The organism is Gordonia sp. IEGM753 (assembly GCF_050321825.1).
GTDB lineage: Bacteria > Pseudomonadota > Gammaproteobacteria > Pseudomonadales > Pseudomonadaceae > Aquipseudomonas.
Genome location: NZ_JBNQGB010000006.1, coordinates 165,943 through 185,765, shown reverse-complemented (window position 1 = coordinate 185,765; position 19,823 = coordinate 165,943). Strand labels below are relative to the sequence as shown.

The 19,823-nt window shown below is 54.1% G+C and carries 18 protein-coding genes and 1 tRNA gene; 9 read left to right on the top strand and 10 right to left on the bottom strand.

The genetic code is table 11. The features are described 5' to 3' along the window. Positions 1 to 93 precede the first annotated feature (93 nt). From ACQR3R_RS24825 to ACQR3R_RS24785, 9 genes are all read left to right on the top strand, one after another. Positions 94 to 1,101: a 2-keto-3-deoxygluconate permease gene (locus ACQR3R_RS24825; protein WP_428276368.1), complete on the top strand. Its 1,008-nt coding sequence runs from the start codon at positions 94 to 96 to the stop codon at positions 1,099 to 1,101. After that, the gene (locus ACQR3R_RS24820; protein WP_428276366.1) at positions 1,098 to 2,402 is read left to right on the top strand and encodes a four-carbon acid sugar kinase family protein; all 1,305 of its coding nucleotides are present in this window, start codon (positions 1,098 to 1,100) and stop codon (positions 2,400 to 2,402) included. The genes ACQR3R_RS24825 and ACQR3R_RS24820 overlap by 4 nt, the downstream gene beginning before the upstream one ends. Positions 2,403 to 2,407: 5 nt before the next feature. After that, positions 2,408 to 3,406, top strand: coding sequence for a 4-hydroxythreonine-4-phosphate dehydrogenase PdxA (pdxA, locus tag ACQR3R_RS24815; protein WP_428276364.1), 999 nt, complete (start codon positions 2,408 to 2,410; stop codon positions 3,404 to 3,406). 58 nt (positions 3,407 to 3,464) lie between these two features. Further along, entirely contained in the window at positions 3,465 to 4,244 is a 780-nt protein-coding gene (locus ACQR3R_RS24810) for a DeoR family transcriptional regulator (RefSeq protein WP_428276362.1), read from the top strand. A gap of 661 nt (positions 4,245 to 4,905) precedes the next feature. Further along, entirely contained in the window at positions 4,906 to 5,463 is a 558-nt protein-coding gene (locus ACQR3R_RS24805; RefSeq protein ID WP_428276360.1) for a type II toxin-antitoxin system antitoxin SocA domain-containing protein, read from the top strand. Next, the gene (locus tag ACQR3R_RS24800; RefSeq protein ID WP_428276358.1) at positions 5,463 to 5,861 is read left to right on the top strand and encodes a hypothetical protein; all 399 of its coding nucleotides are present in this window, start codon (positions 5,463 to 5,465) and stop codon (positions 5,859 to 5,861) included. The genes ACQR3R_RS24805 and ACQR3R_RS24800 overlap by 1 nt, the downstream gene beginning before the upstream one ends. Positions 5,862 to 6,656: 795 nt before the next feature. Further along, entirely contained in the window at positions 6,657 to 7,817 is a 1,161-nt protein-coding gene (locus tag ACQR3R_RS24795) for a hypothetical protein (protein WP_428276356.1), read from the top strand. 31 nt (positions 7,818 to 7,848) lie between these two features. Then, a complete protein-coding gene (locus ACQR3R_RS24790; protein ID WP_428276354.1) occupies positions 7,849 to 8,349 on the top strand; it encodes a hypothetical protein in 501 nt (166 codons plus the stop codon). 95 nt (positions 8,350 to 8,444) lie between these two features. Then, positions 8,445 to 9,605 carry a hypothetical protein gene (locus ACQR3R_RS24785; protein ID WP_428276352.1) on the top strand — a complete coding sequence of 387 codons (1,161 nt, stop codon included), beginning with the start codon at positions 8,445 to 8,447 and terminating at the stop codon, positions 9,603 to 9,605. Positions 9,606 to 9,799: 194 nt separating this feature from the next. Here ACQR3R_RS24785 and ACQR3R_RS24780 read toward each other — a convergent pair whose 3' ends face one another. The 10 genes from ACQR3R_RS24780 to ACQR3R_RS24735 form a co-directional block, all read right to left on the bottom strand. Then, positions 9,800 to 10,075, bottom strand: coding sequence for a hypothetical protein (locus ACQR3R_RS24780; RefSeq protein WP_428276350.1), 276 nt, complete (start codon positions 10,073 to 10,075; stop codon positions 9,800 to 9,802). Further along, complete coding sequence (locus ACQR3R_RS24775; protein WP_428276348.1) at positions 10,072 to 11,049, bottom strand: integrase domain-containing protein; 978 nt, start codon at positions 11,047 to 11,049, stop codon at positions 10,072 to 10,074. The genes ACQR3R_RS24780 and ACQR3R_RS24775 overlap by 4 nt, the downstream gene beginning before the upstream one ends. A gap of 912 nt (positions 11,050 to 11,961) precedes the next feature. Beyond that, a complete protein-coding gene (locus ACQR3R_RS24770) occupies positions 11,962 to 13,284 on the bottom strand; it encodes an integrase arm-type DNA-binding domain-containing protein (protein ID WP_428276346.1) in 1,323 nt (440 codons plus the stop codon). Positions 13,285 to 13,455: 171 nt separating this feature from the next. After that, positions 13,456 to 13,531 (bottom strand) — tRNA-Thr (locus tag ACQR3R_RS24765). A 130-nt stretch (positions 13,532 to 13,661) separates the two neighbouring features. Next, a complete protein-coding gene (locus tag ACQR3R_RS24760; protein ID WP_428276344.1) occupies positions 13,662 to 14,903 on the bottom strand; it encodes a hypothetical protein in 1,242 nt (413 codons plus the stop codon). Between the two features lie 299 nt (positions 14,904 to 15,202). Beyond that, positions 15,203 to 16,432, bottom strand: coding sequence for a methyltransferase (locus ACQR3R_RS24755; RefSeq protein ID WP_428276342.1), 1,230 nt, complete (start codon positions 16,430 to 16,432; stop codon positions 15,203 to 15,205). Then, positions 16,413 to 17,102, bottom strand: coding sequence for an ABC transporter permease subunit (locus ACQR3R_RS24750; RefSeq protein ID WP_428276340.1), 690 nt, complete (start codon positions 17,100 to 17,102; stop codon positions 16,413 to 16,415). Before ACQR3R_RS24750 ends, ACQR3R_RS24755 begins: the two co-directional genes overlap by 20 nt. After that, a complete protein-coding gene (locus tag ACQR3R_RS24745) occupies positions 17,099 to 17,794 on the bottom strand; it encodes an ABC transporter permease subunit (protein WP_428276338.1) in 696 nt (231 codons plus the stop codon). Before ACQR3R_RS24745 ends, ACQR3R_RS24750 begins: the two co-directional genes overlap by 4 nt. Before the next feature lie 78 nt (positions 17,795 to 17,872). After that, positions 17,873 to 18,622, bottom strand: coding sequence for a transporter substrate-binding domain-containing protein (locus ACQR3R_RS24740; protein ID WP_428276336.1), 750 nt, complete (start codon positions 18,620 to 18,622; stop codon positions 17,873 to 17,875). 13 nt (positions 18,623 to 18,635) lie between these two features. Beyond that, positions 18,636 to 19,409 carry an ATP-binding cassette domain-containing protein gene (locus ACQR3R_RS24735; RefSeq protein ID WP_428276334.1) on the bottom strand — a complete coding sequence of 258 codons (774 nt, stop codon included), beginning with the start codon at positions 19,407 to 19,409 and terminating at the stop codon, positions 18,636 to 18,638. Between the last annotated feature and the right edge of the window lie 414 nt (positions 19,410 to 19,823).

Sequence of the window (19,823 nt, the reverse complement as noted above, 5' to 3'; positions counted from 1 at the left end):
AGATAATTTGACTGATTCAATCATTGTTTGACCGATTCAGTCAGTTTCGAGGTGGTATACGTTTTACCAAAACAATTATAAAAGGAGACCCTCGTGGCCCAGATTCCTATCAAGCGCACCATTGAACGTATTCCCGGCGGCATGATGATCGTGCCGTTGCTGATCGGTTCGCTGGTGGCAACCTTCCTGCCTGATACGCCCAAGTTTTTCGGTTCATTCACCAATGCGTTGTTCACCGGGGCTTTACCGATCCTGGCGGTGTTTTACGTGTGCATGGGCGCAAGCATCAACATCAAGGCCACGCCTTACTTGCTGAAGAAGGGCGGCACACTGCTTGCCACCAAAGTCGGCATCGCGGTCCTGATGGGGATTGTGCTGGGCCACTTCCTGGGTGAGCAGCCGATTTCTTCCGGGCTCTTCGCCGGCATATCGACGCTGGCGGTTGTCGCCGCCATGAACGACACCAACGGCGGTTTGTACATGGCGTTGATGGGGCAGTACGGTCGCTCCGAGGACGTCGGTGCTTACTCGGTCATGTCACTGGAGTCCGGCCCTTTCCTGACGATGGTCACCTTGGGCATTGCAGGCTTGTCCGCATTCCCTTGGCCGACACTGGTGGGCAGTATCCTGCCGCTTGCCCTGGGCATGTTGCTGGGTAATCTTGACCGTGAGATGCGTGATTTCCTGGCCAAAGCCGTGCCGGTGATGATTCCTTTTTTCGCCCTCGCACTCGGTGCCAGCCTGGACTTGCATTACGTTTGGCAAGCCGGTTTGCTGGGCATCGGGATGGGCGTGGCGGTTGTCGTGTTGACCGGTATCCCACTGTATTTCGCTGACCGTTGGACCGGTGGTACAGGCGTTGCCGGGGTTGCCGCTGCCACCACTGCCGGCAACGCTGCCGCCGTGCCTGCGCTGATCGCGGCTGCCAATCCGGTGTACGCAGAAGCGGCCAAGAGCGCGACAATATTGGTGGCCGCGTGTGTCGTGGTGACGGCGATACTTGCCCCGTTGCTGACTGCCGCCGTCGCCAAACGCGTACAAAGGCGTGGCCTCGCCGCCACATCACAGCCTAAACCTGCGGAGCAGGAGGTCTTGCGATGAGTATTCTGATCATCGCCGATGATCTGTCTGGCGCGGCGGATTGCGCCATCGGTTTTGCCAGTGCTGGCCTGCATACGGTCGTCACGCTTGAGCCCCTGACAGACAAGGTTGATGCCCAGGTGATTGCTGCGGATACCGATACCCGCAGGCTCTCGCCAGCGCAGGCTGCCGAGCGCACCGTGGCGGCATTTAAGGCCCTGCAAAAACCCGGTCAGCGCTTGTACAAGAAAATCGATTCGACGTTGCGCGGTAACTGGGCGGCCGAAGTGGCCGCACTGCAACCATTGGCGGGCCTGGCCATCGTTGCGCCGGCGTTCCCCGCCACAGGACGTACGTTGTGCGGCGGTCGGGTGTTTGTGAATGGCCTGCCGCTGGAAACAACCGACACCTGGAAACTCGAAAATTTCGATCGGCCCGCCGATGTCGAGGCAATGCTGATTTCGGCTGGCCTGAGCACGGCCAAGCTGGACGTCGAGACGTTGCGCATAAACCCGGCTGCCCTCGCGCTGCACCTTGCGCAGCTTGCAAGCAGTGGCACGCAAGCGTTGATCGTCGATGCGCAAACCGAAGATGACCTGCTGATACTCGCAAGGCTCACCGCAACCCTGGACCAGGCGTTGTTCTGGGTCGGCTCAGGTGGCTTGGCACGAGAAATAGCCAAACTGCCTGACTTTTTTCAGGCGCAACCGCACCGTTTCGCGGCAGGCGAGGTGGACGCCGTTGACCGTACTAAACGGCCTATCCTGATCCTCGTGGGCAGTCTGTCCGGGGTTTGCGAGCGGCAATGCGTGTTGCTGAAAGAGCACAGCGGGATCAGCGAGTTGACCGTACCGCCAGCCGTGCTTCGCCACGGCATCGCGCATGGCGATTGGGTTAACTGGCAAGCGCGTATCGGCGAGCAACTCAATACGACCGGTGACCTGCTGTTGCGTATCGGCCGTGACGAAGCGTTTGATCCGCTTGAGGGCGCGCAGCTCTCGACCCGTCTGGCTGTGCTGGTAGAACCGCACTTCGGCAAGATCGGCGGCCTGATCGCAACGGGCGGCGAAACGGCGCGAGCCATATTGACCACTGTCGGGATCGACAGCCTGCAACTGCTGGCGGAAGTCGAAGCCGGGGTCGCCTACGGTCGACCGAGTGCTTCACGACTCGGCCATCGTCCGGCAGTAATTACCAAGGCTGGCGCGTTCGGCACCGACCGCGCCTTGTATGCGGCATGGCAACACCTGAGCGATAGCGCCGACGCTGATGGCGGCCATCGCTCCCCGTCCAGACGCGCACACACCCAAGGATTCGAATGAGCATTATGAGCAACTACCTCCCGATCATCGGCATCACCATGGGCGACGCCACTGGCGTCGGTCCCGAAATCATCGTCAAGAGCCTGACTCACGACGTCGTCTATCAACAATGCCGGCCGCTGGTCATCGGCGATGCTCGTCGCCTGGAGCAAGCCAACGTCATCGTCGGCGGCAGCGCTAAAGTGCGTCGCATCAAGGAAGCCTCGCAAGCGCTGTACGAGCCCGGCACCATCGACTGCATCGACCTGGATTTGATTCCTCAGGATTTGCCGTTCGGCCAGCTCTCGCCTATCGCCGGGGACGCTGCGTATCAATACATCGCCCGTGCCGTGGTACTGGCGCAGGCCAAGCAAATCGACGCGATTTGCACCGCGCCGCTGAACAAGGAAGCGCTGCACGCCGGCGGCCACAAGTACCCCGGCCACACCGAAATGCTTGCCCACCTGACCAACGTCGATGAAGTGTCGATGATGCTAGTGGCGCCGCAACTGCGGGTTATCCATGTCACGACCCACATCGGCATCATCGATGCGATCCGCAAGATTGAGCCGGGCCTGGTTCAGCGCACGATTGAGCGGGGCAACGCAACGCTGATCAAGGCAGGCATCGCCAAACCGCGTATCGGCGTGTGTGGGATCAATCCCCATGCTGGCGAAAACGGCCTGTTCGGTTACGGCGAAGAAGAAGAAAAAATCATCCCTGCAGTGAAGCTGTTGCAGGAGCGTGGTCTGGACGTGACCGGCCCGCTGCCCGCCGACACGCTGTTTTTCCGTGCCGGTCGTGGCGACTTCGATCTGGTGGTGGCGATGTATCACGACCAAGGGCATGGCCCGGTCAAAGTCCTTGGCCTGGAGGCCGGTGTGAACGTGACGGTCGGCCTGGAAGTGATCCGTACTTCGGTCGACCACGGCACAGCTTTTGATATCGCCGGCAAGGGCATCGCCGATGAGCGCAGCCTGCTCGAAGCATTGCGCCAAGGGGCGGAGCTTGCCACTCGGCGGTGATGAGGCACAGGGACCGAGTCGTGTAAGATCGGCCACTGTCCTGAATGCGAGCCCCACCATGAAAGCATCCGAACGCCACCGCGCCATCCTCGATCTCGTGCGCATTGGCGATGCCAATGTCGAACAATTGAGTGCAGCGCTTGGGGTGTCGGAGGCAACGGTTCGGCGCGACCTGACCATGCTCGCCAAGCAACGACACCTGGTGCGCACGTATGGCGGCGCCACGGCGGTGGTCGGCACCCACGAGCCTGAAGCCTCGCTGGAAGAACGCCGCACCAGCCAATGGGAACAGAAAGACGCCATCGCGCAGGCCGCCGCCGCTCACGTCCAGGATGGCGACACAGTGTTGCTCGATGGCGGCACCACGTGCGCCGCGCTCGCCCACCACTTGTGCTCGCGACAGGACGTGCACGTGGTGACCAACAATTTGTTGGCAGTGATGACCTTGGCCAACGCGCCGGGCATTCGCCTGACATTGATCGGCGGCGATTTGCGCGGATCAAGCATGAGCACCCTGGGACCTTTGGCCGAGCTGACATTAAGCCGGTTGAGCGTCGACAAAGCGTTCCTCGGCGCCGACGGCGTCGTCGCCGAGTTCGGCCTCTGCGAAGCCAGCGCCCAGCAGGCGTATCTCAAGGAATGCATCATCAAGCGCGCCGCGCAAATTGTAGTCCTCGCCGACACCGACAAACTAGGCCGCGCGCGCCAACAACACTGGACACCCATCGAGCGCGAATGGCGCCTGATCACCTGCGCCACAGCCGATGAAACCTCGCTGGCCCCGTTTCGCGCCCTCAAGCAAATCACCGTAGAAACCGTGACGCTGCAGGGGGATTAGACTGGATTGCTGCTGCTGTTGGTTTGAATCATCACGATGGGCTTCGTGCGGGATGATGATGTAAACCTGTACCGCAGAAACAACAAAGCCCTCGTGTTTCTACGAGGGCTTTGTTTTGTATGGTGCGGCACCAGACGAACGGTAGCTTTCGGCGAGGCTAGGTTTTCTGCGGGTCTGGAAGTCGGTGGAAAATTTGGCGTACCCCGACTAGTAACTATAAATAAATCAGCTAGTTATGGACTCCAGTGGAATCGAATCCGGGTCCTCGGCTGCCGAAGTCTATTCGTCTAATTGATGTCGCTATACCCACGGAATTTGAAATGAATATTTAACATATAAATCAAATAGTTAGATGAATTTTTTTCGTTGTAGATGCCCAGAGACGCACCTAGCGTGGGGCATACCATACATGTTTACGTGAGTATTCGTGCGTAGTGGTGCCACTAGTGCTATAGCTGAAGCTGTAGTGATTTACGAGAAATGCACGATTACGTTATGCTGTATGGATATCCAGTATCGGTTTCTTGATAAATGTCTGGATGAGAGTGGAGGACCGCTTAGCGGAACGTTAGGCGAAGGGTATTGACTAAATAGTGATCAAGCTCATACTCCGCAACCATTTGCAATGCCGCCCCATGGAATGGGGATAGAGAGGTAAAAAGTGATCTTCAGTGAACAGAAAGTAGCTCACATGGCAGCTTTCTTTTTGGCGCGGGCGCAAGCTCCGTTGCCTCACTTGAAACTCATCAAGCTGCTGTATTTAGCTGACCGTGAGTCAATGGCTCGGTTCGACGTTCCGATGTCGGAAGACCGTGCAGTAGCTATGCCGCATGGTCCGGTGCTGTCTGCGACTCTTGACCTGATCAAAAGTCAAAATCGGACTGGTCCTTGGAGTGAGTGGATTTCACCTCTTGAGAATCATGAGGTTCGCTTGGTGAAAGCGTTTACCGATTGGGAAGATCTTGAAGAGCTCAGCCATTCGGAAATGAATGTGCTTGCCGCGGTATGGCAGGAATTTGGCCATATGTCGAAGTACCAGCTTCGAGATTACACTCATAAGCACTTGCCAGAATGGGAAGATCCTAGTGGATCTTCGTTCACGATTAATCCCAAAACTACTTTCATGGCTTTGGGGCAAAGAGAAGAACTGGCAGAAAGCAAAGCTCGAGATTTGTTGGATCGGGCAATGCTAGGACGAACTATTTCTGAGTTGAATTAATGCAAGGGAATGTTTTTCAGAAGGGAACTCTATTAATCCCGACCGGTGGTTCGCAGCATCTCCATATCGTCATGAACGACCCGCTCCATTGTCCAGTTCATGGACATGTGGTCGTTTTGCTCGTAAATATCTCAACTGTTTATCCAGAGAAATACTCTGATCAGACCTGCATTCTTGCGTCGGGGTCTCATCCATTTATTTTGAACGATAGCTGGATCGTTTATCGCCAAGCTGTTGTGAGCAGGGTTAGCGGCATTGAAGATGGAATTTTGGCTCGTACGATTCATCCGAGACTTCCAATTTCATCTCCAGACTTTGACCGGATCCGCCAAGGCTTTGATGCCTCTCAGGACGTTCCGATTAAAATCAAGCGGTTCCTTCGAACCTATGGTTTGTAATACAGCTTCAGTTTAAGGATCAAGTGTTCGATCACCTATTCATGCTCATGCCATAGATGGATATATCGGTCTATTTTGATGGTGGGTTGCTTCGCAAGAGCAATGGCCTTCAAGGCATCTAACGTCTGCCTTCATTGATAGTCATCGTTTTCAACGACTGGACTGGAAAAAAGCGCGCTGCAGATCGCTCGCGCCATCTCTCCTAGCGGCAGCCGCATTCTACTGGCACGCAACGAAAGCTACGTACAGTTCATGCGGCAAATGGTTCGCCCCGCTCGGAACATCCTGAAATATCAAGCAAGCCCAGATATACAGTCGACCATACAGGACCGGTCTGGGCGGAATAGTCCATGGACATGGGCGCTTAAGTATTTGCGTTAGTTTCTCCTAGAACGCATGAAAAATAATGCACCAAGCCCCCGTTATTATTAAGAGCTAACTGCGCAATTGATAATTCAGCGCCGCTTCAAAAATAAAAGTTTGGAGTGTATAAGTAAATTTGAAGAAAAATTTCCGTAATGGTTTGTTGTGATTATTTTTTGTCGGATTGGAGAAGTAATCATTCTAAAGCAGATTGCGAAAGTGATTTGTGCGTGTAGGTAGTGAATTGTCTGGTTAATGTATCTGAAAATATTATTTTTAGTTTGTATTCGTTTAATTAGTCGTGACTGGTAGACAAGAGGTTTGCGATTGAAGATGCATGAGTTAAAATTTGGTGCTAAGAATAAAGCTTGAAATTACCTTTGATGCATAGCAAAATGACATTATGTGTAATTTAAAGGGAATGAAGTGCATATGCGTCAGACAGGCTATCTTAATTTTTTTGACATTCTAACAAGCGGTATCTATAGGTTTGGAGACGACTCAACGCCGTTGGGTATTGAAACTCATCAAGCTTTCGATGGAATTCAAGCTTGGGTAAAAACGCAGACATTTGAAAATACGTCACCCTGGAGTTCCAATGCCAAAGATAATTTTTCCCCGGCTCCAGTTCGCTGTTACTGTAAAGAAATACATAAAACTTGTGATGGTGACTTTGTTATAGTTTTGTGGAAGCACGATCCTAGTGATATTGGCGGATATATGGGGCTTGAGCTTAATGACAATGGCTCGCCTTGCGGTGTATTGAAAAATAATTCATCCGACAAGAAAAATATAATTTGGGGGCATCCTTGTTATTACTGGGTGATTCCTGAGGTGAATGCTTTAATTTCTATTAAGTTTGACGATTCGACATGTGATACTCAATTGTTACATAAGTGGGTGCTGAGCTGTATCCGAAATAAAGCGGAATTTCCAGGTTTTAAAACGAAAGAACATGTGGATGATAAGTATGTTGTTAGGTTTTCCTTGCCCAGTTCAGATAGCAAACATTTCACATACAAATTTGATGCGAAAACTATACAGATCAAAACTGATGTGGAGAAATTGAAAAGCATCAGCAAGGATACAACTTCAATAATTCTCAGAGAAAGTGTTTCCACAAACTCGTTACCATTAGTCGGGGCAGACAAACCTAGTGACGCCGAGAGCGAGGTAGACTCAGGGAGTGTAGTGCTTATGCGGTTGTTCGAAAAATTATTTTCATCTAGAAAGATTTCAGATTCTAATGTCAGAAAATTTGAAGTTTCTGTTGAGGCTAATCCGACTTATGAGCAGATACTAGATATAGTAAACTCTACGTCTCATCACCAAGAAGATGATTGGTCGGACGTGATTTTTGTGAATAGTAAGAAAGAAAAAGTTTCGTTGAAGAGCTATCGTATAAACGAACATATCAGTATGAATAAGGTCGAGTACGTTTACACTGCAAAAGAACTAGAGTCAACGTTGGTTGCAAAGCGAAATCATATACTTAGTATGTTGGCAAAAGCGAGAGTTAAACTGCCTGATGTCATGGAAACTGCTGTGGTAAGTAATGATAGTCAGGACGAACAGTTTGCAGTAACCGGCTGATGTCGAATCTCGATACTTTCAGGGAGATTGTATGAATAAAGTATTCGTAGCGATTTTTTTTATCCTGGTGATTGCGTGCTATAACGTGCAGCTTGTAATTTCCTATCCTGATCTAAAAAGTTACGCCGCAGTTCTCGTTGGTACGTCGGGAGCGTTATTTACAATAATGGGTATTTGGATTGCATTTCTTTATCCAAATATAAGTGCATCTCTGAAAGATTCTAATGTCATACCTGCTGACTTTTCTGTGAATGGAGAGGAAACGTTAAGATTAAAAACAGTTGTTGTGGTTATTGTTATATCTGCCTTGGTGCTTGTAGCTTCTTTAAGTTTGTTTGTTGTTTCAAGTTTTTTAGATGTTAAGGTCGAAATGATTGGCGCTTTGAGTTTAAGCCGTATTATCACTTTTTTTGCCTTGGTTTTTTCTTTGTGCCTATTTTTTGGGATTTATAAGGTGATTCTTGTAAGTGTGGACTTGGTGGCGGTAGTTGAGCACGGCGAAAGGAAGCGTAAGGCTGATCGAAATGCATAATATCATGCAGCGCATTAGTGGCGGCCTTAACCAGATCTTACACTGCTAAATCGTGGCAGTCTGGTCGAACCTTCGAGGAAACCTGGAGCGAACTTATGGCAAATTCAACTTTCGATACCGATGACGACTTTCAATTTAATGCCTGCGTCGGAAATAATGGATGGGTGGATCACTCAACATATTCTGATGGATTTGATGAGGCTGTCACGGTTCTATGTCAAGCAGTTCTATCAGGCGGGACTGCTGATACGCTAATCTACCCGATAGTTTTTTGCGCCCGCCATAGAATCGAACTATTCATTAAGTCTCAACTAAGAAAAGTAGGTCGTATCCGTAAAGGTATTTCTATTTCAGATGAGAAGATCATTAAGACTCACGATCTGGCGATTCTCTGGGGATTGCTCGAAAATATAACTGAACAGTGCGATAGTCGCTATGCTGAATTGGTAAGTTCTTGTCGGCCTATTGTAATGGATTTCTTTGAAATGGATCCCAATGGGGAAACTTTTAGGTATCCATATTCACAGAGTGGTGTGAAACATCTCACTGATCAGTCCATTATCGGGTTGCGCCGGTTCACAGTCGCATATGCTGGTCTCACTGATTTGATGGAAAGTATTGAGATGCTTTCTGATCGGCTCTATTCCGAGTATGCCACTAACACATACACAAGGGCTCTTTCCAGAAGCGATCTAGAGAAGATAGCTAAAGAACTACCTCCGCGCTCCACTTGGGCAGCTTCCAACAAATCATTTGACGTCCTAAAGGCAAAAATTATCGCTCGCCATAGTCTTGGCACGCGCCAATACAGCGAAGCTTTGAATATTATTCAGGGCCACAGGGAGTTCTCGCAATACATAGGGATAGATAACACTATTTCTCATTGTGATCCTAAAAAGCTGAGAGAGCTATTCAAACTCCGCTTTAATCTCAACGAGCACTCAGGAAGCTTTCAGGACTCATTTAAGCTAGAGTATAACGAGGCAAACAAGCAGTATCTGGACTTTCTGAATGACCGGCTCAGCGATGAAGAGCTCGCAACCATCATGGCACTTAACGAATTGGGGTCGAGTGTTGGATACTACTCCGAGCATTATGATGCAATGTATGTCGATCACCTTTCAGATATACAGAATCATAAATTATCGCAAATAATTTACATAAAAGGTAAAGGTGCAATTGAGGATAGAGTTTGCACAGCACTAAAGATATTAAGACAAGAAAATATCTTAATTAATGTCGGGTTGAGCATATAAACAACTTACCCTCTATAAATTCGGCCGATTAAATTTTGCTGCAGGTTAACTCGCGGTAGCGGTTTTAGATTACCGTTTCAAGAGGTGTGTCAGCGAAACCTTGTGGTTCAAATAGATGCGGGGTCAAAAAGGGCGCAAACGCACCTAATACGCTCTCATCCGAATGTCGCCCCTGACCGGTTGCTTACCTTCGCCTAGCGGTTGAACTGCCAGGATTTTCTTAAGCGAAGAGCGAGCAAGTGCATGGTCAGCAGATAGTAATAGCGCGTCGACTCGGAGCGCTGGTTCAGGTGCTGATTTAGAAACCAGGCGAGATGTTTTCGCTGCCAGGTCCATGGATTGTCGCGGTGCCAGCGATTGGAAATCGCCGCTTGAATGGCCTTTGCTTGGCGTAGGTGACGCTCGCGTGTGGCATGCGCTCCGGTCAGGATGCCCGCCAGGAAAAGCTCCATATCGAATGGCTTGCTCATGTTCGACCGCCAATGTAAGCCGATACCACGTCGATACGGCCGTGCCCCAGCTCATAGCTGATTTGCACTCGGGCCTCCTGATCGAGGTATCGGTCGAGCAGGTAGCAACGGCCACCGTTGATGGGCGGGGGATGATGGGTGATTTGCTCATAGCGTTCGCATGCATAGGCCGCCCGCAATTCGTGAAAGCCTTTAAGTCCGTGCTTATGAAGAATGTCCCGAGCAGGACGGACGGTGCCCTGTTTGAAATCAAGGTAGCTTTCGTCCGGTGCTAACAGGTTGCGACTACCGCTAGGTGAGACTTGAAGAGCGAATGCCAGTGCGTCGCGGATGTGCTCATCCACCGTGATCCAGCGAGGGGCCGAGGCTCCCGAGCGGCCACCTTTAGTGCCGTCCTGGATGTTGATCTTGCCGATTTGCTCGGCTTCACGTTGCAGTCGAGGAAGGTCGGCCAAAATGGCCTCACGCAAGCGCATGCCGGTGGCTCGTGCCAACTGCGCAATGGCCGCAGCGCGCGGCTGGTGTTCGCAGAGGGCGTCGACGATCCGCTTCACGTGTTCACGACCTTGGCCTTGCGGTGGCACGGTGCGGATACTGGTACGCTGCCGTCCTATCGCCTTGCTCGGACTCGGCACTTTCACATACTGATCACCGCGAAGCGCGGCCATCGTCCGGTTCACGCTGGACAATCGGTTCTGCGCGGTGGCGATGCCGATAACACCTTGTTCAACTTCCTGACGCAGATGTCCGGCGTAGTCCAACAAGGTCTGTCGATCAATCTGCCGCGCATCATTGAAGCCTGGCCCATCCTTAGACCGACACCAGCGCACAAACTCCTGCCAGCGATCACTGTGCGCCTTGACCGTCCCGTAATGCCCACCGCCAAACATATCTCGCAATGCTTGTGGTCCGGCATAACTCAGTTGCCGGCCGTAGCCAAAATTGCGTCCGTCACGTCTACCTACCAATGCCATTGGTCAAACTCCTATCGAAGCCAAACCCTTAAAGTCTTTCCCCACGTCATCCCGCCACGAATGTTTAGTGTTATCAGGGATCAAGGCCCCTGCGACCTGTGAGGGTTGTCCACTAACGCGGGACTAGCGGCTCCTTACGACCGGGAGCTTGGGCATCTCATGATCTGACCTCCTGAGCACTTCCGAAGAAGTGGGCGGGTGGAGGCTGCACTGTTTGACGAGACCAGCGCCGCGAGATCCTGAGTCGGGTGAAGGCAGTGAGGTGATGACTGGGGCATACCTGACTGTCAGTCAGGTGCAGTCCATTCCCTGGGCTGCGGCACCATCATCTGCATCGCTGTTGTTGGTGACTTCGGTGTTTGTCACGCCGATTGTCACGAGGGGAAATGCCGCAAAGCCTTGTACGAGTTGGGCTGCAGCAGCGGTAGGAGCGCCCGTCTCTTTCCGGAAGAAAGAGACGGGCGCAGGTTGGCGCAAGGAAATGGCCACGCGGACAGGTTGCTGCAGAGCAGCTATAAAGGGGTATTAGTTGCCGCAGTGGGCACACTGGTAAAAGTAGGCATCCATCACATCGCTGTGACCGTACGAGCCGCCGGACGCTAATCGCACTTTGGGAGAACCACCATGGTGTGGCGTAGCCTTAAAGGTTCTGGCTACCTGGGTTGCTGTCAACGACAGCGCTTTGCCCGATCTTTTCTACGCCTGTGGATAATTCGGGTCAAGGATCGAGTTTTCAGGCGTTCTGCGGCTGTGGATGAAATTATCCACCGGTGGAAATCAGTGGTTTTCCACAGATAGTTGCGTGGGCTTTAGATTTTTTAAGTGAGGTCCATCCAAACAGGGCGGCTTTGCAGCCCTGTTTGGATGGACCCGCGTGGACAAGCGGATCGCTGAGATATGAAGACCGAGCGCTTACTCAGTTGCGCCACGTTTTGCTTTTAGGCGAGTGACGTTCGCTCCTGTCTGGTTCGCGAATTCGTGTGGAGTGACATGCTCCTGCCGGTTGGCCTCCAGGTACCGGCTCCACCAGTTCATGATCAGCCTGCGCTCCTCGATGAACTCGGCCTTGTGGATGTAAGCGGCGCGGACGTTGTTGCGCTCCTTGTGGCTCATCTGTCTTTCAATGGCGGTCCCGGACCACAGTCCAGATTCAATCAGCGCACTACAGGCCATTGAGCGAAAGCCATGCCCGCATATTTCGGCTTTGGTGTCGTACCCCATCTTCCTGAGTGCGCTGTTCACCGTGTTTTCAGACATGGGTTTCCAAGGCTTGGCATCGCCTGCAAACACCAGGTCGAATTTGCCGGTGAGGGCGTGGATCTGTTCAAGCAGGGCCACGGCTTGCGGCGATAAGGGGACTAAATGGATATCCCCTGCCATCTTCGTACCCCTAGTAGAAAAGGGTACTCCGTCCAGCGCGGGTCGAGTGTCGGGTATCTCCCAGGTGCCGCGCTTGAGGTCGAACTCGCTCCAGCGGGCGAAGCGCAGTTCGCTGGAGCGGACGAACACATGCAGCGAGAGCATGACCGTCAGCCGGGTAAGTGCGCGGCCTCTGTAGGTGTCGATACGCTCCTGCAATTCAGGCAGACGCGATAAGGGTAAAGCAGGGCGGTGAATCACCCTCGGGGCTTTGATCAAACCTTCAAGGTCGGAGGCAGGGTTGGCCGCGATCTGTCGAGCACGTTTCGCCTCGCGCATGATGCTTTGTAGGTCGTTTTGTACCCTTAAAGCGACGTCAATCGTGCCGCGTTTCTGGATCGCTTCCAGAGGTTGCATCAGGTCATGGGTGTCCAGATCGATAATAGAGCGAGCGCCGATCAGCGGGAAGACATGGGTTTTGAGGCGGCTCAGGACGGTCTTAGCATGGCCCGGAGCCCATTTGGCAGACATCGCTTTGTGCCAGTCCAGTGCGGCGCTTTCAAAGGTTCGGCCTTTGATTGCGGCCTGCGTCTTGGCTTGGTGTTTGGTCTCTATGGGGTCGATGCCTTTCGCCAGCGTCCGCTTGACCTCCAGGCGCTTGTTGCGAGCATCAGCGAGGCCGACCACGGGATAGCTGCCGAACGAGGTCAGTCCTTCGCGGCCATCAGGTTTTACATACCTGAGACGCCAGCCTTTACGGCCATTGGGTTGGACTAGAAGGTAGAGGCCGTCGCCGTCGAAAAGCTTGTAAGCGCGGTCGGTGGGCTTGGCTGAGCGGCAAGCCGAATCGGAGAGTGGAGCAGTGGTGCGCGACATAAGGGTACTCCCCCTTTATCGAATTACCTTACCCCTAACACTACCCTTAAAACGGTTGGAATCCACCAGTTTCTGACGGAAACCGATGGAACGCCAAAACGAAAAAACCCGCCAGAAGGCGGGTTTTTCGGGGATTCCAGAGATTTTGAAAGCCTTCTATGGAACCTTGTATGGTGCCGGCACCAGGAGTCGAACCCGGGACCTACTGATTACAAGTCAGTTGCTCTACCAACTGAGCTATACCGGCGTGTTAGGGCGACGATTATAGCGATTGGATTGGTTCTGTAAACCCCTGAATTCAGACTATTTTTGCATGAGCTTCATGTCGGGCCCGCGAAGCGTTTCGCGGGCCCGGCCGAGGCGGTGAATTCAGGGCACTAAACGCCGTTTTTGACGGCGTTTATCAGGTCCTGGCTGAGTACTTGGGCGGGCGCTACTTGTACGCTTTGGGTGTAGAACGGCGGCAGGTTCTGGGCCAGCGTGGATAAGGCTTGTGCCGTGGTGTTGCCCGGCAATAGCACGTATTGCAGGTTGGACGGATAACTTTGTGGCACGGGGCCTTCCATCGTTGAGCCGTAGGCGCCAAAGGTCATCACGGCTTGCGGTGTGGTGGGGTCGGGCGCGTAGAGAAAAACGAAGGTGCCGTATTTCGGATGTGTGAGGTACTGCTCGGCTTCGGCGCGAACGGCCGGGTCTGGGTCGTTCATCAAGGTCCAGCGCAGCACGGCGTAGTTACGCGTGGTTTGCATGAAGGCTGTGCGAATGGGCGACAGGTTTTCTTCGCCTCCCAGGCATACCAGCAAGTTGCCAAACGGATCGATAAGGGCAACGGCGTTGAATTCGGGGCTTTGCTGTGCCGTTTGCAACAACGGCGTGGCGAGTTCTGCGCCGGGGTCGCGCGGGTTGGCAGATTGCACCGTCAGCGCAAACGGGCTGAGGGCGGTGAGTGCCTGGCGCACCTTGCTGTTGGTCGGGAGGGTGGCGGGGTTTTGCAGTTGATCGGGTGGCAGGCCGCTGTTGTTGCTGGCCGTACGTACGGTGTTGACGCTGGCCGAGAAAATCGAGCTGGTCAGGAAGTACGCCGCCGAATCGATGGTCTGTCCGCCGAATACCGGGCTGTTCGAGCCTTGATAAGCACGGCTGACGGGGGCTGCAATCGCGTAGTAAGCCCAGGTGTTCTGCGCTTGTTGGCGGATTTGTGGTGGCAGCGACGGAAAGTTGAACTGGCTGTTGTAGTTGATGCCCGCGTAGTCATCGATTGCGCTGACGGCGACGTTGAAGCCTGCGGTCAGCAACGAGCCCGCGCACATGGCGCAAGGGTCGAGTGTGGTGACGACGGTTAGTTGGTTGGGCGCTGGCAAGTTCATAGGCACGGCGTTGTCGTAGTACCAATCCACCAGTTGTCGTTCGCCATGGGCCGTAGGATCGTGAGGTAAAAACCAGGCAGTGCCACTCCCGGGGAACGGCATCAGTACGTTGTTGTGCAGGGCGGCGATCACTTCGCCTGTTGCGTTATTGATGATTGCGCCGCCCACGGCGAAGGTTTGCTGCAGGGCTGCGTAAATGGCTTGGTTGGCGACGGTATCAACGGCTTCTTGCGCACTGTTCAATGTGCTCATGATGCTTTAGCTCCTTGCTGAAGTTTTGGTCAGAGAATTCTGGCGCTTGGCAAAGATAGTTGAGGTTTTCAACGTCGTTTATGTTGTTTTGGCTTAAGGCTTATGCACAACGCGCTGTTTGGCGCACGTCTTAAAATTCAAATTTGTGGAACTGTTCTCATTAGATCGCAAATGCCTGTTTTTCCGGTTTTTTATGCGGGTGTACGAAAAATGAACAGTGCCGTTTCAATGCTGAAACAGCTGCGAATATTGGATCCACGATAATTCCATCAACAGAGTTATCCACAGGCATGCGCTGTTTAAGGACGCTCTGCCAATAACAGAAAGTTGCGCGGCGTCAGGCGGCTTTCGCAAAAGGTTCCGAGGCGCACGGTATAGCCTTGCTCGTGCAGGAAAAGTGCTCGATCGAGTACCAGCCAAAGCTCTAGCGGTCGTCGGAAAAGACCGCGCACCAGCTCCAGATTGCGTACTTCAGCCAGTCGCTGCCAACCCGCCGTTTCAAGTGCCGCCCAGTCTTGCTGGCCAATTGTGGATAACTCTTTCAGCGAGGCAAGATGCTGGCAGTAATCGGCGAAGGTTTTGTCCAGCCAGGCAACCGGCAGTGAAGGTGTTGGCAGGTATTCATCCACGCCACGTACTTGCCTTTGCAGCAGGTCAAACGCCAATCGCCGGGCCATGGACGTGTCGCGTTGGCGTCGGACGCGAGCACCGGCGGTGACGGTTTCACTTGCCGGCAACGAAAGATCATCCAGCGAAAGCTGCAGGTCAGATAGCTGTGCCTGCGCGGACAGTGGCGGGTAAGCGTCTCGACTGATCCGGTTGTAGCAACAGGGCGCGATGGCCATTTGTTTACAGCCTGCCGCACTGCCGAGCTGGATCAATCGCACGTGCAGATCACCGCACGCATGCAGCGCCACGGGAGTGTGCCGGGCATTCAATAACGAGGCAGTGCCAATTGCGAGCACATCCTGCTCAAGGTGTAGCGCATGCAAATGGTGACGCTGGCTGAGCGCCTGGCCACTGGCTACCAGCGCCGGGTCGAACTCCAGGCAGGTCAGTTGCTGCCGGGTTTGCAACAGGCGTCGCCCCAAATGGCCTTTGCCTGAACACCAGTCCAGCCAGTGGCTGGGTTTTGAGGAAAACGTTAGTCGACTGGCGAACGCTTCTATCTGTTGCCACTTGCGGCCCGGCACATCGACGTTCAGCCGATGCCCGGCGGCCTCGAAAGTGTGAGAAGGCAAATCGCCGACTGCACTCAGTTCAAGCGATGACGCCGCCAATGCTGCAAACGGCTGCGGCGCATTGAGTAGATGAGGTTGGTTGTGACTGTTTTCCGCATCGTCCAGTGATCGTCCGCGTAGCCATGCAGCCAGGTCGGGGTAGGACGTTTCCCAGGGAAGTTTCAGGTGAGTAAACGGTCGGGGTTTCCACAGCGCCTGATGCTCGATTAAAAAAGCATCAAGCGCCATGAAACGGGCGGATAGCTTCTCGCCCGTCAGCACCTCGCAATCAACGGCCCTGGCAGGCATCGACGCGCAACCAGCGCTCCAGCAACTTGAAGCCGCGAACCAGCACGAATGCCATCAACAGATAGAACATGCCTGCCGCGAAGAAGATTTCGACCGGCAAATAGGTTCGGGCAATGATGGTGCGAGCCATGCCGGTCAGTTCCAGCAGGGTCACGGTACTGGCCAGGGCGCTGGCCTTGAGCATCAGAATCACTTCGTTGCTGTAGGCCGGCAGGCCGATGCGCGTCGCACGCGGCAGGATGATGTAGAACATCGCCTTGGCTCGGGACATCCCCAGCGCCCGTGCGGCTTCGATTTCGCCCTTCGGAATGGCCTGGATCGAACCGCGCAAAATCTCGGCAATGTAAGCCGCCGTGTGCAAGGTCATGGTCGCGGTCGCGCACCAGAACGGATCGCGCAAGTACGGCCACAGGGCGCTTTCACGCACGGCGTCAAACTGTGCGAGGCCGTAATAAACCAGGAACAGTTGAACCAGCAACGGCGTGCCACGGAAAAAGAAGATGTAGGCGTAGGGAAATGCCCGCACGTACCACAGTCGCGACGAGCGAGCGATGCCCAGCGGGATCGCCAGCAGCAACCCGGCAATCACGGCGATGGCCACCAGTTCCAGGGTCAGCGTTGCACCTTGCGCCAGTTTCGGCAGCCACTTGATGATGACTTCCCAGTTCATTGGGTGCTCCTGGTGAAGCCGCGCGCGGCGCGTTTTTCCATGAAGTGCATGCCGGTCATGGCCAGAATCGTCAGGCCCAGGTACATGAACGCTGCGACCATATAGAAGGTGAATGGCTGTTTGGTCACGGTCACGCCGATTTGCGCGTGGCGCATGATTTCTTCCAGTCCGATCACCGATACCAACGCGGTGTCTTTCATCAGGATCATGAACAGGTTGCCCAGGCCGGGCAGGGCGATGCGCCACATCTGCGGCATGATCAGGCGAGTGAAGATGCGAAATTTCGACAGGCCCAACGCCACGCCCGCTTCACGATGGCCCTTGGGGATGGCGAGAATCGCGCCACGAAACACTTCCGTGGCGTAGGCGCCAAAACACAACCCCAGGGCAATAACGCCAGCGGCGAACGCATTGAGTTCCAGGTCGGGATTGCCGAAGAACTCGCCCAGTGCGCGCATCAGGTTGACCGTACCGAAGTAGATCAACAGCACCCAGAGCAATTCCGGGATGCCGCGCACCAGTGTTGAATAAGTGCCGCCAAGCCATTGCAGCGGCTTGTACGGGGAGGTTTTGGCCAAGGCGCCGAGTAACCCGAGCACCAGCCCCAGGCACAGGGCCGAGAGTGCCAGTTTCACAGTCACCAACGCGCCGGCGGCGAGCGCCGGGCCAAATCCGTAGAGATCGATAGTCATGGATTTCTTTTCAAATCGCGGCAGGCAATGCCAAGGGCTGGCGCCGTCAGCGAACGGCGCCAGCCAGGCAAGTCAGAATCAATAGATGCTGAACGGGAAGTACTTGTCGTTGATCTTTTTGTAGGTGCCATCAGCGACGATTTCTTTCAGCGCGGCATTCAGCTTCTCGCGCAGAGGGTCGCCCTTGCGCACGGCGATGCCGATCTTGTCGCTTTCCACGACAGGGTCGCCTTTGAACTCGTAGTTTTTGCCAGCGTCGCTTTTCAGCCAGTCATAGTTGGCGTATTTGTCGGCGAGGATGGCGTCGACACGACCGGAGGTCAGGTCCAGGTAGGCGTTCTCCTGGGTGTCATAGAGGCTGACCTTGATGTCATCACCGTAGGTGTCTTCCAGCCAGGTGCCGGCCAGCGTCGCACGCTGCGTACCGATGGTTTTGCCTTTGAGCGAATCCTTGTCGGTTTTGAAGTCGACATTTTTCGGTGCAATGAACTGCAGCTTGTTCGAGTAGTACGGGTCGGTGAAGTCCACCGCGCCTTTGCGCTCTTCGGTGATCGACAGCGACGAAATCAGGAAGTCGAATTTCTTGGCGTTCAGGGCCGGGATAATGCCGTCCCAGTCCGAGGTGACCACGGTGCACTCGACTTTCATCTTGGCGCACAGGGCATCGCCGATTTCTTTGTCGAAGCCGACGACTTGGCCACTGGCATCTTTGTTGTTGAACGGCGGGTAAGCCGCTTCGATACCCATCTTCAAGGTCTCGGCGGCGGCACCGGCGCTGAACGCCAAGGTGACGGCGGCGGCCAGGAAGATTTTTTTGAAGTTCTGCATGCGGGTAGCTCCGTTAGCGGTTGCTGGACATGAATTGTTTGCAGCGCGCCGAAAGCGGGTTTTCGAACACCTGCTGTGGCGATCCTTGCTCTTCTACCAAGCCCTGATGGAGGAACACCACTTCGCTGGACACCTGGCGGGCGAAGCCCATCTCGTGAGTGACCAGCAACATGGTGCGACCTTCTTCGGCCAATGCGCGGATGACACTAAGTACTTCCTGGACCATTTCGGGGTCAAGGGCCGAAGTCGGCTCATCGAACAGGATGACTTTGGGTTGCATCGCCAAGGTGCGAGCAATCGCGGCCCGTTGTTGCTGGCCACCGGACAGTTCTGAGGGATAAGCATGGCGCTTGTCGGCGATACCGACCTTGGCCAGCAAGGCTTCGGCGACTTCGATCGCTTCGCGCTTGCTTTGGCCGAGTACACGGCGCGGCGCTTCGATGATGTTGTCGAGCACGCTCATGTGTGGCCAGAGATTAAAGTTTTGAAACACAAAACCGATCTCGCTGCGCAGGCGATTGATCTGCTTGCCATCGGCTGCAACCAGTTCGCCGTTCTTCGCGGCTTTGAGTTTGAGCTCCTCGCCGGCCACCAGGATTTGGCCTTGGTGCGGGTTTTCCAACAAGTTGATGCAACGCAGGAACGTGGACTTGCCGGAACCGGAGGAACCCAGGATCGAGATCACATCGCCGTCACGGGCGGTCAGCGAGATGCCTTTAAGCACCTCAAGCGAACCGTAGCGTTTGTGCAAGTTGCGGATTTCAAGCGCGGGCGCGGCCTGAGCCATGTGCGTTCCTCATAGTGTTTTGCTCCTGCTGTGGCCGGCCTTCCTGGCGTGGCGGCCAAGCTAGCATAGCGTCTGAATGGCAGCCAACTGCGCTTCGGGCGGTAAACGGCTGTCGTGTGGCAGGTTGTCGCATCGACGCAGCAGACTGTCGCACTGCTATCAACCGAATGGGCACTTGCTCGGGGTTGATCGCGGCAGACCGGTAAAAAAGGGCGCGATGGTGCCAGCTTTGGCGGGGTGTTGGAAGCGCTAACCGGACAAACGTCATTCATGTGCACTTTTATCGGGCGTTCAGCATTTTTTAAGTGTGTTTCTGGTGCGCTGGTTCGTCCTTAGAGTGGGTCGCAGGGTAACGCTCTGGCAAATTGCCATTAATCTCAATGACTTGCGATGACTGGCCGGTTTCGCTACAGC